The 14135-nt window shown below is 64.5% G+C and carries 18 protein-coding genes; 7 read left to right on the top strand and 11 right to left on the bottom strand.

The features are described 5' to 3' along the window. Positions 1-4 precede the first annotated feature (4 nt). Positions 5-1246 carry an FRG domain-containing protein gene (locus OC450_RS11995; protein ID WP_262047935.1) on the bottom strand — a complete coding sequence of 414 codons (1242 nt, stop codon included), beginning with the start codon at positions 1244-1246 and terminating at the stop codon, positions 5-7. Positions 1247-1589: 343 nt separating this feature from the next. Here OC450_RS11995 and uvrB point away from each other — a divergent pair, with 343 nt between their 5' ends. Then, positions 1590-4556 carry an excinuclease ABC subunit UvrB gene (uvrB, locus tag OC450_RS11990; protein ID WP_315986387.1) on the top strand — a complete coding sequence of 989 codons (2967 nt, stop codon included), beginning with the start codon at positions 1590-1592 and terminating at the stop codon, positions 4554-4556. Here the strand turns inward: uvrB and OC450_RS11985 are convergent. From OC450_RS11985 to OC450_RS11970, 4 genes are all read right to left on the bottom strand, one after another. Further along, positions 4470-4940: a hypothetical protein gene (locus tag OC450_RS11985; RefSeq protein ID WP_249128800.1), complete on the bottom strand. Its 471-nt coding sequence runs from the start codon at positions 4938-4940 to the stop codon at positions 4470-4472. The genes uvrB and OC450_RS11985 overlap by 87 nt on opposite strands. A 7-nt stretch (positions 4941-4947) precedes the next feature. Then, entirely contained in the window at positions 4948-5334 is a 387-nt protein-coding gene (locus tag OC450_RS11980; RefSeq protein ID WP_262047934.1) for a hypothetical protein, read from the bottom strand. A gap of 206 nt (positions 5335-5540) precedes the next feature. Then, positions 5541-5630, bottom strand: a complete 90-nt coding sequence (locus OC450_RS11975) for an SEC-C metal-binding domain-containing protein (protein WP_249128872.1) — start codon at positions 5628-5630, stop codon at positions 5541-5543. Between the two features lie 210 nt (positions 5631-5840). Continuing rightward, positions 5841-6083: a hypothetical protein gene (locus tag OC450_RS11970; protein WP_211381504.1), complete on the bottom strand. Its 243-nt coding sequence runs from the start codon at positions 6081-6083 to the stop codon at positions 5841-5843. A gap of 297 nt (positions 6084-6380) precedes the next feature. Here OC450_RS11970 and OC450_RS11965 point away from each other — a divergent pair, with 297 nt between their 5' ends. From OC450_RS11965 to OC450_RS11945, 5 genes are all read left to right on the top strand, one after another. Continuing rightward, positions 6381-6833, top strand: a complete 453-nt coding sequence (locus OC450_RS11965; protein ID WP_262047933.1) for a nuclear transport factor 2 family protein — start codon at positions 6381-6383, stop codon at positions 6831-6833. Positions 6834-7036: 203 nt separating this feature from the next. After that, positions 7037-7477, top strand: a complete 441-nt coding sequence (locus OC450_RS11960; RefSeq protein WP_211381502.1) for a nuclear transport factor 2 family protein — start codon at positions 7037-7039, stop codon at positions 7475-7477. Between the two features lie 270 nt (positions 7478-7747). Next, positions 7748-8662, top strand: a complete 915-nt coding sequence (locus OC450_RS11955) for a hypothetical protein (protein ID WP_211381501.1) — start codon at positions 7748-7750, stop codon at positions 8660-8662. Positions 8663-8977: 315 nt separating this feature from the next. Continuing rightward, positions 8978-9400 (top strand): hypothetical protein, encoded by a 423-nt coding sequence (locus OC450_RS11950; RefSeq protein WP_211381500.1) that lies wholly within the window; start codon positions 8978-8980, stop codon positions 9398-9400. Positions 9401-9559: 159 nt separating this feature from the next. After that, positions 9560-9697, top strand: a complete 138-nt coding sequence (locus tag OC450_RS11945; protein WP_262047932.1) for a hypothetical protein — start codon at positions 9560-9562, stop codon at positions 9695-9697. Positions 9698-9736: 39 nt separating this feature from the next. Here OC450_RS11945 and OC450_RS11940 read toward each other — a convergent pair whose 3' ends face one another. From OC450_RS11940 to OC450_RS11930, 3 genes are all read right to left on the bottom strand, one after another. Continuing rightward, positions 9737-9883 (bottom strand): hypothetical protein, encoded by a 147-nt coding sequence (locus tag OC450_RS11940; RefSeq protein WP_211381498.1) that lies wholly within the window; start codon positions 9881-9883, stop codon positions 9737-9739. A 200-nt stretch (positions 9884-10083) separates the two neighbouring features. Next, the gene (locus tag OC450_RS11935; RefSeq protein WP_211381497.1) at positions 10084-10566 is read right to left on the bottom strand and encodes a MaoC family dehydratase; all 483 of its coding nucleotides are present in this window, start codon (positions 10564-10566) and stop codon (positions 10084-10086) included. Beyond that, positions 10566-11018 carry a MaoC family dehydratase gene (locus OC450_RS11930; RefSeq protein ID WP_262047931.1) on the bottom strand — a complete coding sequence of 151 codons (453 nt, stop codon included), beginning with the start codon at positions 11016-11018 and terminating at the stop codon, positions 10566-10568. The genes OC450_RS11935 and OC450_RS11930 overlap by 1 nt, the downstream gene beginning before the upstream one ends. A gap of 181 nt (positions 11019-11199) precedes the next feature. On the opposite strand from OC450_RS11930, the gene OC450_RS11925 reads away from it, so the two are divergent. Then, positions 11200-11496 (top strand): DUF4282 domain-containing protein, encoded by a 297-nt coding sequence (locus tag OC450_RS11925; RefSeq protein ID WP_211381495.1) that lies wholly within the window; start codon positions 11200-11202, stop codon positions 11494-11496. 119 nt (positions 11497-11615) lie between these two features. Here the strand turns inward: OC450_RS11925 and ychF are convergent, their stop codons facing one another. The 3 genes from ychF to OC450_RS11910 are packed head-to-tail and all read right to left on the bottom strand — an operon-like array spanning position 11616 to position 14099. Then, positions 11616-12713 carry a redox-regulated ATPase YchF gene (ychF, locus tag OC450_RS11920; protein WP_262047930.1) on the bottom strand — a complete coding sequence of 366 codons (1098 nt, stop codon included), beginning with the start codon at positions 12711-12713 and terminating at the stop codon, positions 11616-11618. Between the two features lie 5 nt (positions 12714-12718). Next, on the bottom strand, positions 12719-13324 hold the full coding sequence (pth, locus tag OC450_RS11915) for an aminoacyl-tRNA hydrolase (protein ID WP_211381493.1): 606 nt from the start codon (positions 13322-13324) through the stop codon (positions 12719-12721). Positions 13325-13382: 58 nt separating this feature from the next. Next, on the bottom strand, positions 13383-14099 hold the full coding sequence (locus tag OC450_RS11910) for a 50S ribosomal protein L25/general stress protein Ctc (RefSeq protein ID WP_211381492.1): 717 nt from the start codon (positions 14097-14099) through the stop codon (positions 13383-13385). Between the last annotated feature and the right edge of the window lie 36 nt (positions 14100-14135).

Below are 14135 nucleotides of genomic sequence, written 5' to 3'. Positions count from 1 at the left end.
AAGATCAACGCTCGCGAAACACCTTTGGTGCTCCCTTCAGTTCGGCAAGATCGATCTCCAGCATCGTGCCGTCCTGCTTGATCAATATCCCGACAGTGAAGGCGCCGTACGCCCAGAGCTGCAGGACGGCCTTGCCGTTGCGGGCAGGCTCCGTGCGTACCGACTTCGCGAATGAATCGTGAAGATGGAATACGACATCGCCCGAAAGCACCTTGCCTGCGCCACGGGCCGCGGACACAGTGAGGGTGATCCTGAACCAGTCGGTCTCGCTTTCGGCCACCTTCGCCGAAACTCCCCAACCACGATCGGCGCTCTTTCCGCCCCACTGCCCTTTTTGCGGATCTCTTGGATTGATCCGCAGATTCGGCGACGAGGCATCGACCTTCGCATTGCTCGCCGCGAGGGTGCCAGCGCGTGCCGTACCGGCCGAGGAGCTGACGACGACCGCCGTCGGCGACAGCGGCGTCGCGCGATACCCCTGAACCGCAACCAGACGCCTCGACAATCCATCGAGGTCAGCCATGATTGCCGCATGGTGGATGCCGCTGGCGTCCAGCTTTCTGCGGAAATCGGCCTTGCACTCCTTGCCGATCACGATCTGCCGCATTTCCTCGCTTGTATAGGGCTCATCAGGCTTCGGATGAACCGTGAAGAGTCCGCGTTGCGAGACCAGCCGCGGCGTGACGTAACCGGGGTAGAAGAAGGCGACATCTGTCACGCCAAAGGGAGACTGCTCTTCCAACTCCTTGGCCTTAACTTCGTCCGGCCGACGGATGATGTAGAGACCGGCATCCTCCTCGTCATTTCCCCACACTGCGAAGAACAAGGACACGGAGGGCGATTCCGACCAATCCAGCAGACGCGTTGGCACGCCATGATGTTGGGCAAGTGCAAGCCATTCCCAATTGCTGGCGGGCCGGACCGGCAGGAACGGCAACGCTTCGCGCTTGAACTGGTCAAACAAGGCCTGCTCGCGCACTTTGCTGTACTCATAGCCCTCTCGCTGACGGCCGACGGAGGTCACGAGAGGAAACCGCACCGAGGCAACACCTCGAAAGAGATAGTTGCCATCCAGATAATTCTCGATGCGGCTCTGGAACTCGGTCCAGCTCTGAACGCGCTCCCGGTGCCAGGGACGCTTATCGACCTGCTTATCAAGCTGCTCGCTCGTGGGCTTATCGGTCTGCGCGCTCGTTACACGAGCCTTGACGGCAGTCTTGACGGCAGTTTTGGCTCGCCGTGCCATCCGCCTCTCCTGAAAAATTCGATGTCAAAATTACTTTGGTGAAAGCCGTCGACAGTCGCAGGGAGTTCGGGAAAGGTTCCTCGCAATATACAATCATGGGATGTTTTGATTGACAATAGCGCTCTCTAGTGAGGCTCCGCGCGAAGTTTGCGACTTTCGCTGCGTGGGCCCGGCAGCGCACGATGAAACGGAGCTCGAGGCCCCAAATTTCAGACCGGGCGACACGCCGCACTTTGGTTCGCACACCTGCGCTCATCGCTGCTGCCAACCTGCTGTCAGCAGCCTGATCCCGGGACGGGCATTCGCCCTTTATTGCGAGGCGGACTCGCCCCATATTCGCGTCATGGCGAAGAAACCTGCTCCCCCAAAATCCCCGAAATCCAAGGCCCCGAACTCCAAAGCGCATCGGCCTGACGTGCAGCCGATCGGGCCGGCGCTGGCCGAACTGCTCAATCCCGCGATCAATCGCGGCGATGCCGGGCTTGGATCGGGCACCGGCCTGCAGCCGCCGCCGGACAATTCGCGCGACCGCCGCTCCGGCGGCGAGGCCGCCGCGCATCGCGCGCGGGCCTCGACGCCGAAGGAGTTTCCGCAGGATATGGCGACGGGCAGCGCGGCGCGTGGCTTACCCCTCTCCCCGACCCTCCCCCGCAAGGGCGGAGAGGCCGAAGGTCTTGGCGAGGCGCCGCAGGCCAATTACGGCACCGCGGCCACGATCCCGACGCTCGATCCGGAACTGGCGCGGCAGCTCGGTCTTCCCACCGAGGAGGACGACGCCGAGGCGCTCGCCCGCCCACCGCGCAGCAAGCTGGAAGCACTCGGCGTCAAGGCGACCGCGGAGGCGCTGGAATCGCTGATCCGCGAGGGCCGGCCGGAGTTCCGCGGGAACGACGGCTCGATGCAGGTGTGGACCCCGCACCGGCCGCCACGGCCGGAAAAGTCCGAAGGCGGCGTGCGCTTCGAGATCAAATCGTCCTACGAGCCGCGCGGCGACCAGCCGACCGCGATCGCCGAGCTGGTCGAGGGCATCAATCGCAACGACCGTTCGCAGGTGCTGCTCGGCGTCACCGGTTCCGGCAAGACCTACACCATGGCAAAGGTGATCGAGGCGACGCAGCGGCCGGCCATCATCCTGGCGCCGAACAAGACGTTGGCCGCCCAGCTCTATGGCGAGTTCAAGAGCTTTTTTCCGGACAACGCGGTCGAGTATTTCGTCAGCTATTACGACTACTATCAGCCAGAAGCCTACGTGCCGCGCACGGACACCTATATCGAGAAGGACTCGTCCATCAACGAGCAGATCGACCGCATGCGCCACTCGGCGACGCGCGCGCTGCTCGAACGCGACGACGTCATCATCGTCGCCTCGGTCTCCTGCATCTACGGTATCGGCTCGGTCGAGACCTACACCGCGATGACCTTCGCACTGAAGAAGGGCGAGCGCATCGACCAGCGCCAGCTCATCGCCGACCTCGTCGCGCTGCAGTACAGGCGCACCCAGGCCGATTTTACCCGCGGCACCTTCCGGGTCAGGGGCGACGTGATCGACATTTTCCCGGCGCACTATGAAGACCGGGCCTGGCGCGTGAATCTGTTCGGCGACACCATCGAGACCATCGAAGAGTTCGATCCGCTCACCGGCCACAAGCAGGACGAGCTCGAATTCATCAAGATGTACGCCAATTCGCACTATGTGACGCCGCGCCCGACGCTGGTGCAGGCGATCAAGTCGATCAAGTCCGAATTGAAGCAGCGGCTCGACCAGCTCCACGACCAGGGGCGCCTTTTGGAAGCGCAGCGGCTGGAGCAGCGCACCACCTTCGACCTCGAGATGATGGAAGCGACCGGAAGCTGCGCCGGCATCGAGAACTATTCGCGCTACCTCACCGGACGCCTGCCCGGCGAGCCGCCGCCGACGCTGTTCGAATACGTCCCCGACAACGCGCTGGTGTTCGCCGACGAAAGCCACGTCACCGTGCCGCAGATCGGCGCCATGTTCAAAGGCGACTTCCGCCGCAAGGCGACGCTGGCCGAATACGGCTTCCGCCTGCCCTCCTGCATGGACAACCGCCCGCTGCGGTTCGAGGAGTGGGACATGATGCGGCCGCAGACCGTCGCGGTGTCGGCGACGCCGAGCAGCTGGGAGCTCAACGAGAGCGGCGGCGTGTTCGTCGAGCAGGTCATTCGCCCGACCGGACTGATCGATCCGCCCGTCGACATCCGCCCCGCCCGCACGCAAGTGGACGATCTCGTCGGCGAGGTCCGCGCCACCGCGCAGGCCGGCTATCGCTCGCTGATCACCGTACTGACAAAACGCATGGCGGAGGACCTCACCGAATATCTGCACGAGCAGGGCATTCGCGTCCGCTACATGCACAGCGACATCGACACCATCGAGCGCATCGAGATCATCAGGGATCTTCGCCTCGGCGCGTTCGACGCGCTGGTCGGCATCAATCTGCTCCGCGAAGGCCTCGACATTCCCGAATGCGCGCTGGTCGCCATTCTCGATGCCGACAAGGAAGGTTTTCTGCGCAGCGAGACCTCGCTGATCCAGACCATCGGCCGCGCCGCGCGCAACGTCGACGGCAAGGTGATCCTCTATGCCGACCAGATGACGGGCTCGATGGAGCGCGCCATCGCCGAGACCAACCGCCGCCGCGAGAAGCAGGTCGAGTACAACACCGCCAACGGCATCACGCCGGAGAGCGTGAAGAAGCAGATCGGCGACATCCTCAACTCGGTCTACGAGCGCGACCACGTGCTGGTCGAGGTCGGCGGCCACGACATGACCGACGACGTCATCTCGATCGGCCACAATTTCGAGGCCGTGCTCGGCGATCTCGAGACGCGGATGCGCGAGGCCGCCGCCGACCTGAACTTCGAGGAAGCCGCCCGCCTGCGCGACGAAGTCAAGCGCTTGCGCGCCACCGAGCTTGCCGTGGTCGACGACCCCACCGTCAAGCAGCGCACCGTGCAGGGCAAGGCCGGCGCCTATGCCGGAGCGAAGAAGTACGGCGACGCCGCGAATTTGCCGGTCAGCGCGATGAAGAAGAAGACCGTGAGCTCCGCGCTGAAGGCCAGCGGCGGCGGCAGCGGCTCGAAAGTGCACAAGCCGCATCTCGACGAGATGCACGGCCCGGAGTCGCTGCCCTATCGCGAAAACCGCGCATTGCCGTCAAAGCCGTTCGGCGGCGAGAGCCGGATTATCCAGCCGACGGATTCAAGGCAGTCGGGCCCGGAGTTCGGGCCGGCGCCGAAGTCGACGGGCGGCATGCCGGGGCGACGGGGCGGGTGGAAGAAGAGGTAGGGCGGCGGAGCATCGTCCGCACCTCACCCCGCGATCGTCGCCAGCAGCGACAGCAGCCACTGATGCCATGAGCTGCAGCGAGGTTGCGGGCTTTGCGCGCCAGCGGGCGATCTTCTCGGAGGGGGACAGGCTGGCGTCGAAAAACTGCGCTTCGTAGCCGCTCTTGACCTTCGGGAAGGCCGATCCGACCGAGACGACGAAAATGCCGTAGAAGATCGACGCCAATGCAATGGTGAGCACGGGACTGCTGCCGCGGTAGACTCCCAGCAGCTTCACCATCAGGGATGCGGCGGCGAAGATCGGGAAGCCCTGAAGGATTGAGGTTAGCGCAAAACCTTCGAGCCAGTTGAGCGGACCGGGTTTTGGCGCGGTGATGAAGAGCATGGCACCTTCACCCCACGCTCGCCGTCACCACGGCCATCACCGACAGCAGCAGCACGATGGTCACGAGCTGGAGCGAGGCGACGGGCTGGGTGCGCCATGCCGTGATCTTGTCGGCGAGCGACAGATGGGCCTCGAAAAATTTGGGTTCGTAGACGGTCTTGAAGACTGCGGGGAAGCTCGGGCCGAACGTCGCCGCGAGCATCGCATGGGCGAGCGAGGCGATGGCGACGAAGATGGCGACGCCGGGGTCGCCGACGAGGTCGTGGTTGCCGACCAGCTTGAGCAGGAAGGCGGCGGCGGCGAAGGTCGGGAAGCTCTGCAGCGTCGCGGTCAGCGCGAGGCCTTCGAGCGCGTTGTGCAGGCGGGACTTTCTGGCGGTGGCGAGGGCGGCCATGGCACGTCTCCCTGATGACATGGGAATGACGTTAGGCGCGATGGTAGCGGGGCGATGTGAGGTGGGTCACGCCCCTCCTCACTGGCGGAACAAGGGGCGTGATGGATTCCGGGCTCGCGCTTTCGCGCGCCCCGGAACGACGAGTTGAGAGCGATCGCCGCGCTTCCACGGCTACTCCCTAAAAGTAGTATTTGCGGTTGGAGCCGTCATGGGCGCCGGAGGTCATGCAACAGGCCTTGAAACCTGCGTCCGGAACCGCAAGGGCAGAGGTCGTTGCGGCCGAGCTTTTCTGTCAGCTCGACGTCGCCGTGAACGACGCGGCTGCCCCGCTTGACGTGGGTTTCCGAGGGGAATGAATTCCGCCGCTTACGCGTGATGCTGAAAGCTGGGGAGGTTTTCGAGATCGCGAGACTTGCGCATGACGCCCTCCATCGGTTGGAAGCGCGGCCCGTTGCCGCGACGTCTCGCTACCACGACGCGAGCTGCGTGGAAAGGTGGCGACAGCGTTACAGCTTGCCCTGCCCGTTCACCTGGCTCTGCTGTTGCTGTTGCCGCTGCTTCTCCTGCTCATTGGCATGGTGCCGGCCGTAGAGGCAGCCGGCGGCGGCTCCGAGGACGCCGTGATGGCCGGCATAGTGGCCGGCGACGCCGCCGACGATGGCGCCCTTGATGCAGCCCTTGGCGTTGGCAGCGGAGGTTGCGCCGAGCATGAGAAGGGCGGCAGTGACGGCGAGAAGCGGGGATTTCATGGATCGATGTCTCCGGATGCGATGTCCCGCTATCAACGAGCGCAGGCGGGTCCGGGTTCCCTTGCGCAGACCCGGCAAGGCGCGCCCTCCGGTGTGCGCGCAACGTCACTCCCCGACGCGACGTCTGTTCGAACTCTTGCACGCGAACAGGCGCACAACCCGTAATTGCACCCCATGAACGCGGCATTGTGCCCGCGCGTCATAAGCTGCAATGACCCCCTGTGTTTTTGCGGATTGATGGATCGGCATACCCCACGATAGCGTTGGCAATCCGCAGCCGATGAGGGCGGGAGCAGCATGATGGTCGAATCGCTGAACAGGCAACGCGTGCTGCATCTGCTCGACGCCTTTGCGGGCGGCGATATCGAGGCCGCCCTCTCCTGCTGCACCGACGACGTCGACTTCCTCACGCACGCGCCGATCGACGTGCTGCCGCACATGGTGCCGCGCCACGGCAAGGCCGAATTGCGCGCGCTGTGGCAGACGGTCTGGTCGCGCTATTCGGAGGTTCGCTACAAGACGCCGCACATCGTCGCCGAGGGCGACGCGGTCGCGACCTACATGCACACCTATTTCAGGAAGCGCGGCAACGACCGCGTCGTGCAGTTCGACATGGCCGTGTTCTACACGCTGCGCGGCGGGCTGATCTCGCAGATCCGCGAGATCATCGATTCCTACGATCTGGTGCAGCAGGTGCTCGAGCGGGAGATCGGGCCGCTGATCGTGGGCGCGCCGGTGGACGGGGCGTAGGACCGCCGGGACCGGGAAAATACGGGGTTCTATTGTAAATCCCACACACCGCGATCAATTGTGCATTGCAAAAACGTGAATTGCGTTTTGGCCGAAATCTGGTATTTCGTTCGTATACAAATGAGTTGAGGGAGCCCCGCGGCACTTTGCCGTGCGCGGGGTTGTTTTTCGCTTTTCGCAAGCCAGCGTCAGGACTGCCCAAAATGACAGAGCACAGCCTCTGGCGTTTCTCGCGCGCGTTGCACCGCGCGATCAACGACAGGCATTTCGAGGACATCGAGGCCCTGATCGACGAGGACGTCGAGTGGGCGCTGTACGGCCCGATCGACATGTTTCCGTTCCTCGGCGCGCGCCAGGGCAAGGATTCCGTGCTCGACGTCATCCGCCAGCTCGCCGACAATTTCCAGGTCCGCCGCTTCGACCGCGAGAGCATCATGCTCGGCGTCGATTCCGCCGCCTCGATGCTGCGCTATTCGCTGACGGCGCTGGATTCCAACAAGCCGATCAGCTTGCGGGTCGCGCAGTTCGCTCAGTTCAGGGCGGGCAGGCTGATCAGCATGCGCGTGCTGATCGACACGTTCGACCTGGTCGAGCAGGCACTCGGCCGCGCCATTCATCTGCCGAAGATGAGCAGCGTCGGCTGAGGGGGACGCCAACGGGCCCCGCCTTCCGGGACCGATTGACTGATGCTCCCCGCGACGCGTCCTGGCCTCCAGCCCCGCCGGATGCCGTCGTGGAGAAGCTCGTCATCGGGCGCGCGCCCTTCGCGCGGCCCGTTGGTTCGCGTCCGCGGCGCGAGCCGCCACAATTTCGCACCGATGGATCAACATGTTTCGTGCGGAATGGCGCATGGTCATCACCGAAGGCCGATATATAATATCGGAAGGCATGCGCCGGGGTTCGCGGGCAGGACGATGGAATTCTCGACAGGTTTTGGCTGGACCAGGCTGCCGGTGCTGGCGGCCATGTTCATTTTGGGATCGGTGCTGACGGTGTCGGCGCAGATCATTCCGCCCTTCTCCCCCGCCGCGACCGCGCCTGACGAGGACACCGAAGCGGCGGAAGCCCCCGACGTCAGCGATCCCGACGTGATGAAGGGCATCGACGTCGACAAGCTCGACTGGAGCCAGCTCGCGATCGACGCCGGCACGCTCAACGACATCATCGCCGCCAAGAAACGCGCGCAGGCCGCCGCCAATGACGGGCTGAACTGGTCGTCCAACGCCAATGCCAACGGCTCCTCGGCGGTGACGGTGAAGCAGTCGGTCTCCTCGTTCTGGGACGCCCGCATCGGCGCCGACATGACGGTGGCGAGCGAACCGCGGACGATGTCCGAGCTGCTGGCGCAGAAGGCCACCAACGGCGGCAACCTGCCGCAATCCTCCGGCAGCGCCTGGGCAGCCGCGACAGCGCCGGGCGCGGGCGCGATCTGGGACAAGACCGCGGTGGAGGCCCGTGTCGATCCCGGCGCCGAGCAAAGCAAGCTCGGGGCGTCCCTGATCAAATCGGTGCCGCTGTCGGACGACACCTCGCTGACGCTCCAGAACGGCTACAGCGTCAACCAGCAGGGCACCACCGCGGTGCCCGGCGTCGGCGGGCACGTCACGCGCAATTACGAGACCGAGCAGTCCGCCAAGGTCACCCTCACCGACACCGGCACAAGCATCACCGCCGGCCAGACGCTGTCGACCACCGACGACAAATGGCTGCGCAAGGTCGGCGCCGAGCAGAAGCTGTTCGACAACGTCACGGTGTCCGGCTCGGTCGGCGAGACCTCGCAAGGGGCGATCAACAAGAGCCTGACCGCGGGTTTCAAGAAGAGCTGGTAGCCCGCGCACCACTCTCTCCCCTCATCCTGATGAGGAGCGCCTCTCGCGCGCGTCTCGAAGGATCGAGGCCCCGCTCCGGCAGCCGGGCCTGCATGGTTCGAGACGCGCTTCGCGCTCCTCACCATGAGGGGATCGGTTCTTCCCTGCGCCAGGCATTCAGACTCTCGTAACCATACGCCACGGCAAAGCCCCCGAATGGACCGCCCTTGCCGCACCTCGGCCAAGTTGCGGCCAAAATCCGACGCCCTAGTCCCTGACTGACGTCGTCGTGCGGGGGACACTCGCGCTGCGCTCAACGCGAACAGGGGAAAAACGATGAACGCCATGCGTCCGGAAAAGACCGAAACCACCGAGACCGAGACGGTCGACACCAACCTTGCCGCCGTGACCGAAGTCGAAGCCGGCATCCGCGATTTCGTCCGCAACGACATCGCCTATCTGCGCCGCCCGGCCACGACCGCCACGGACGCGCCGCCGCTCGATCCGAGCGCGGAAGCCACCGTCACCAACGTCAATTCGCTGATCCAGCGCGTCGCCGGCACCTCGCTCGCCGAGATCGAGAACTTGATCTCCGAGCTCGAGAGCCTGCGCGACCTGCTCCATGCCGAAGGCCAGCGCGTCCAGCGCGAGATCTCCGGCTATGCCCAGCTCAGCCAGGCCGCAATGAAGTCGACCCGCATGATCGCCGACAACGTCGCGCAGTGGAAGCGAGCCGCGGACGGCCTGCGCAACAGCTAATCACTGGAAGGCATCACCAGCCGCCGCGTTCCGCAAGGAGCGCGGCGGTTTTGATTCTGGAGGGGTCTCGCGCCCGGACGGCCTTGAACTTTCCGCGCCGCCACGGCGACCAATGCCCAGCGCCGGTCCCTGTTGCGATTGGCCTCAGGGGAACATTTCATGGAAAGCATTCGGCCCGACAATACCGACCCCATACCGCTGCAGCCCGCGCCGAACCAGTTCGGCACGATCATGCTGCGTTTTGTCGGATTGTTGGCGGTTGCGATCGCGATCCTGGCGTTCGTCTATAGCCGCTGAAGCGGAGCCCGATCCCGGCCCCGAAGAATTAACGAGATCTTACCGGGCGGCTTCCACGGTCGAGGCTTCCAGGGTGTAGCCGCCATCGGCATAGCCCTTCACCACCATGCCGGCGACCAGCATCACGGCCAGCGTCGCGGTAGCAAAGATGAATCCGACCAGCTTGAGTGCGCCGCGGTCTGCCATGGTCCTCGTTCCCCTGTACTCTGCCCAATTGGTTTCAATTAGACAGCGACAGGTTCATAATTGGTTAGCAACTCGATGGTTCCCCCAATTGCTTCGCGGGTAACCATGTTGCGCAGGCTTATGGCAGCCGTCCGGAATCGCGTCCATAGCGCGCGGGCAACACTCACGCACTCATTTGGACCGTTCATCCTGGAACAGATCTAATCGTCCTTCGGGCGCTTCGGCACGAAGGCGCTGGCGGTGATCGAATAGACCTCCTCGCCGCGCTGGTTGGTGCCGGTGGTGCGGGCGCTCAAAATGCCCCAGCCGGGGCGCGAGGCGGAGCTGCGCTTGTCGATCACGACGTTGACGTAAGCGACGGTGTCGCCGGCAAGCACCGGTCTGATCCAGCGCAGGTCGCGAAAGCCCGGCGACGGGCCCCACACCGCGACCTCCTCGCCGCGCGAAGCGGCCTCCCGCGCCAGACGCTGGCCGTCGGCGACAAGCAGGCTCATGCAGGCCGAGCCGACATGCCAGCCCGAGGCCGCGAGCCCGCCGAACAGCGAGTTCCTGCCCTCCTCCTCGTCGAGGTGAAAACGCTGCGGATCGAACTTTGCGGCGAAACTCTTGATCGACTCCGCCGTGAACGTATAGGCGCCGATCTCGCGGCGGTGCCCGATCTCGATCTCCTCGAAGAACGGCATCAGACCGCCCCCTCGCGCCGCTTGATCAGGATCGGCGAGGTCATCTCGCACAGCGCCTGCCCCGCCGCGTTGCGCGCGGTGCAGTTGAACTTGACGATGCCGAGCTCCGGGCGGCTCTTCGATCCGCGCGCCTCCAGCACATCGACGTCGAGCATGAGGTCGTCACCAGGCCTGAGCGGCGACAACCACCGCACTTCATCGACGCCGGGAGATCCCAGCGAGGCGGCGCGGGTAATGAAGCCGTCAGCCATCATCCGCATCATCAGCGAGCAGAGGTGCCAGCCCGAGCCGGACAGGCCGCGCAACATGCTTTTGCCGGCGGCGTCCTCGTCCAGGTGCATCGGCTGCGGATCGAACTCGGCAGCGAACGCCAGGATCTCGTCGCGAGTGACATGGCGCGGGCCGAATGTTCCGTAACGGCCGGGCGGAAAATCTTCGAAGGTCAGGGTCATCGTGGGAGAGGTTTGAGGGAATGACAGATTGTGGCCGCACTTTGCGGCAATCTCAACCCGCCGGCCCGCATGGCTCGTGCTACATTCGGCGCGCCGGCGTTGGTCTTGAGTCGGATCAACCGAGGGCCAGGATTTTCCTGCAAGGCCCGGTTTGGAGCCTCGATTTGGCTTGGGGAGAGCGATGTTTTCATTCAGCGACCTGTTTCAGTGGGACCGCTTCATCACGCCGACAATCATCAAGACCTTCTACTGGCTGGTGATCGCGCTGATCTGCCTGTTCGGCCTCTCCGGCATCTTCTCCGGCCTCGCGATGATGGCGATCAGCCCGTTCGGCGGCTTCCTGATGCTGCTGTCGTCGATCGCGAGCGTCGTCGTCGGAATCGTGTTCTCGCGCATCGTCGCAGAGCTGATCCTGATCATCTTCCGCATCAACGAGCATCTCGGCGCGATCCGGGACCAGGGCGGCGGATTGCGGTGAGGCGGGTGGCGGCGCTGTAGGGTGGCAAAGGCGCAAAGCGCCGTGCCCACCATCTTTCGCGAGATAAGGGTGACGTGGTGGGCACGCTTCGCCCACCCTACGGCACTGCGGCCAGCGTCTTACGTATTGAACCTGAAATGCATCACGTCGCCGTCGGCGACGACGTATTCCTTGCCTTCGAGGCGCAGCTTGCCGGCGTCGCGGGCACCGGCTTCACCGTTCAGTGCGACGTAGTCCTCATACGCGATGGTCTCGGCACGGATGAACCCCTTCTCGAAGTCGGTGTGGATCACGCCGGCCGCCCCCGGCGCCTTGGTGCCGCGATGGATGGTCCAGGCGCGCGCTTCCTTCGGGCCCACCGTGAAATAGGTGATGAGGTCGAGCAGCGTGTAGCCGGCGCGGATCAGGCGATCGAGGCCGGCCTCCTCGAGGCCCAGCGTCTCCAGGAAGTCGGCGCGTTCTTCACGCGAAATGGTGGCGATCTCGGATTCGATCTTTGCCGAGATGACGACGGCGATGGCGCCTTCCTTGGCGGCCTGGTCCTGCACCGCCCTGGAGAACGAATTGCCCGTGGCGGCCGAGCTTTCCTCGACGTTGCAGACGTAGAGCACGGGCTTGGACGACAGCAGGCCGAGCATCCCGAAGGCACGCTCCTCCTCCGCCTTGCGCTCGACGAGCCGCGCCGGCTTGCCCTCGCGCAGCAGCACCAGCGTGCGGTTGACGAGGTCGAGCTGCTCCTTGGCGTCCTTGTCGTTGCCCTTGGCCTTCTTGGAGAGGTTGTCGACGCGCTTCTCGAGGCTGTCGAGGTCGGCGAGCATCAACTCGGTCTCGATGGTCTCGATGTCGGCGAGCGGGGCGATCTTGCCCTCGACATGGGTGATGTCGGAATCCTCGAAGCAGCGCACGACATGCGCAATGGCGTCGACCTCGCGGATGTTGGCGAGGAACTGGTTGCCGAGGCCTTCGCCCTTGGAAGCGCCGCGCACGAGGCCGGCGATGTCGACGAAGGTCAGCCGGGTCGGGATGATCTGTCCGGACTTGGCGATCGCCGCAAGCTTGTCGAGCCGCGGATCCGGCACGGCGACCTCGCCGACATTCGGCTCGATGGTGCAGAACGGATAGTTGGCGGCTTGCGCCGCGGCCGTCTCGGTCAGCGCATTGAACAAGGTCGACTTGCCGACATTGGGCAACCCGACGATCCCGCATTTAAATCCCACGAGCGTTATTCCTTGCCGTTGTCGTCCTTGGTCAAAAACCCCTTCGCCTGCATGGCGAGATGAACCCTGTTGGCGAAGGTCGCGTCCGTGCCCTTGGCAACCAATGCCGCGTGCTCGGCCACCGCCTCGCAGAGCGTCACCACCCATTCGTTGTCGGCCTTGGCGAAGTCCGACAGAACGTGGCCGTGCACCAGCTCCTTGACGCCGGGATGACCGATGCCGAGCCGCACCCGCCGATAGTCGTTGCCGATATGCGCCGAGATCGAACGCAGGCCGTTGTGGCCGGCGATGCCGCCGCCGATCTTCACCCGCACCTTGCCCGGCGGCAGTTCGAGCTCGTCATGGAACACTGTGACGTCGGCCGGTGCGATCTTGAAGAAGCTTGCCGCCTCCTGCACTGCGCGGCCGGAATCGTTCATGTAGGTCGTCGGCTTGAGCAGGATCACGCGCTCGGTGCCGAGCGTTCCCTCCGAGGTCTCGCCCTGAAACCTGCGGCGCCATGGTGCGAAACCATGATGCCGCGCGATCTCGTCGACGGCCATGAAGCCGATATTGTGCCGGTTACGTGCGTATTTCGCGCCGGGATTGCCGAGCCCAACAAAGAGTCGCATGACGCGGCGCGCCCCTCGCTCGGCGCGCGATCAGAGACCGCGCGCCAGCTTTGGAAGATTACTTCTTCTTGTCGCCGCCGGCGGGAGCCTTGGCAGCCGCAGCAGGCGCAGCAGCACCCGCAGCCGGGGCCGCCGCACCAGCCGCCGGAGCAGCCGCAACAGCGCCCGGAGCAGCAGCCGCAGCCGCGGCCTTCTGCTCTTCGGCGTAACCGGACGGCGGCACGATGGTGACGAGGGTCGCGTCCTCACGCGTCAGCGCCTTCACGCCGGCCGGCAGCTTGATGTCGGCCAGATGCAAGGAGTGACCGATTTCGAGCGAGCCGACATCGGCCTCGATGTACTGCGGGATGCTCTCGACGCCGCACTCGAGCTCGATCACGTGCGCCACAATGTTGACAGCGCCGCCGCGCTTCACGCCGGGCGAACCTTCAGCCTTCACGACATGCAAGGGAACGCTGATGCGGATGGTGGCGCCTTCGCCGAGCCGCATGAAGTCGACATGGATCGGGAAGTCCTTGACCGGATCAAGGTGGTAGTCGCGCGGAATCACGCGGTGCTTCTTGCCCTCGAGGTCGATGTCGACCAGCGTGGTCAGGAACCGGCCGGCGAGGATGCGCTGGCGCAGTTCACGATCTTCAATCGAGATCGTCAGCGGGGGCTGGTTGTTGCCATAGATCACTCCGGGCACTCTCCCGGCGCGACGCTCAGCCCGGGCGGCCCCCTTGCCGCTCTTCGGACGTGCGGTCGCCTTCAATTCCTTGACGGTCGTCGCCATAACGTTAAGTCCTTGTTTTTGCAAAAGTTAATGGGC

It is taken from the genome of Bradyrhizobium sp. Bra78 (assembly GCF_024519855.1).
GTDB classification, from domain to species: domain Bacteria; phylum Pseudomonadota; class Alphaproteobacteria; order Rhizobiales; family Xanthobacteraceae; genus Bradyrhizobium; species Bradyrhizobium japonicum_G.
The sequence above is the reverse complement of the archived record's forward strand: the minus strand, read 5'-3'. Positions and strand labels throughout refer to the sequence as shown.

Coding starts and splice junctions, on each gene's coding strand:
- uvrB (WP_315986387.1), top strand. CDS start 1,590: ATGGCGAAGAAACCTGCTCCCCCAAAATCCCCGAAATCCAAGGCCCCG.
- OC450_RS11995 (WP_262047935.1), bottom strand. CDS start 1,246: ATGGCACGGCGAGCCAAAACTGCCGTCAAGACTGCCGTCAAGGCTCGT.
- OC450_RS11930 (WP_262047931.1), bottom strand. CDS start 11,018: ATGACCCTGACCTTCGAAGATTTTCCGCCCGGCCGTTACGGAACATTC.
- OC450_RS11945 (WP_262047932.1), top strand. CDS start 9,560: ATGGAAAGCATTCGGCCCGACAATACCGACCCCATACCGCTGCAGCCC.
- OC450_RS11980 (WP_262047934.1), bottom strand. CDS start 5,334: ATGGCCGCCCTCGCCACCGCCAGAAAGTCCCGCCTGCACAACGCGCTC.
- OC450_RS11935 (WP_211381497.1), bottom strand. CDS start 10,566: ATGCCGTTCTTCGAGGAGATCGAGATCGGGCACCGCCGCGAGATCGGC.
- OC450_RS11960 (WP_211381502.1), top strand. CDS start 7,037: ATGACAGAGCACAGCCTCTGGCGTTTCTCGCGCGCGTTGCACCGCGCG.
- OC450_RS11910 (WP_211381492.1), bottom strand. CDS start 14,099: ATGGCGACGACCGTCAAGGAATTGAAGGCGACCGCACGTCCGAAGAGC.
- pth (WP_211381493.1), bottom strand. CDS start 13,324: ATGCGACTCTTTGTTGGGCTCGGCAATCCCGGCGCGAAATACGCACGT.
- OC450_RS11970 (WP_211381504.1), bottom strand. CDS start 6,083: ATGAAATCCCCGCTTCTCGCCGTCACTGCCGCCCTTCTCATGCTCGGC.
- OC450_RS11950 (WP_211381500.1), top strand. CDS start 8,978: ATGAACGCCATGCGTCCGGAAAAGACCGAAACCACCGAGACCGAGACG.
- OC450_RS11925 (WP_211381495.1), top strand. CDS start 11,200: ATGTTTTCATTCAGCGACCTGTTTCAGTGGGACCGCTTCATCACGCCG.
- OC450_RS11955 (WP_211381501.1), top strand. CDS start 7,748: ATGGAATTCTCGACAGGTTTTGGCTGGACCAGGCTGCCGGTGCTGGCG.
- OC450_RS11985 (WP_249128800.1), bottom strand. CDS start 4,940: ATGCTCTTCATCACCGCGCCAAAACCCGGTCCGCTCAACTGGCTCGAA.
- OC450_RS11940 (WP_211381498.1), bottom strand. CDS start 9,883: ATGGCAGACCGCGGCGCACTCAAGCTGGTCGGATTCATCTTTGCTACC.
- OC450_RS11965 (WP_262047933.1), top strand. CDS start 6,381: ATGATGGTCGAATCGCTGAACAGGCAACGCGTGCTGCATCTGCTCGAC.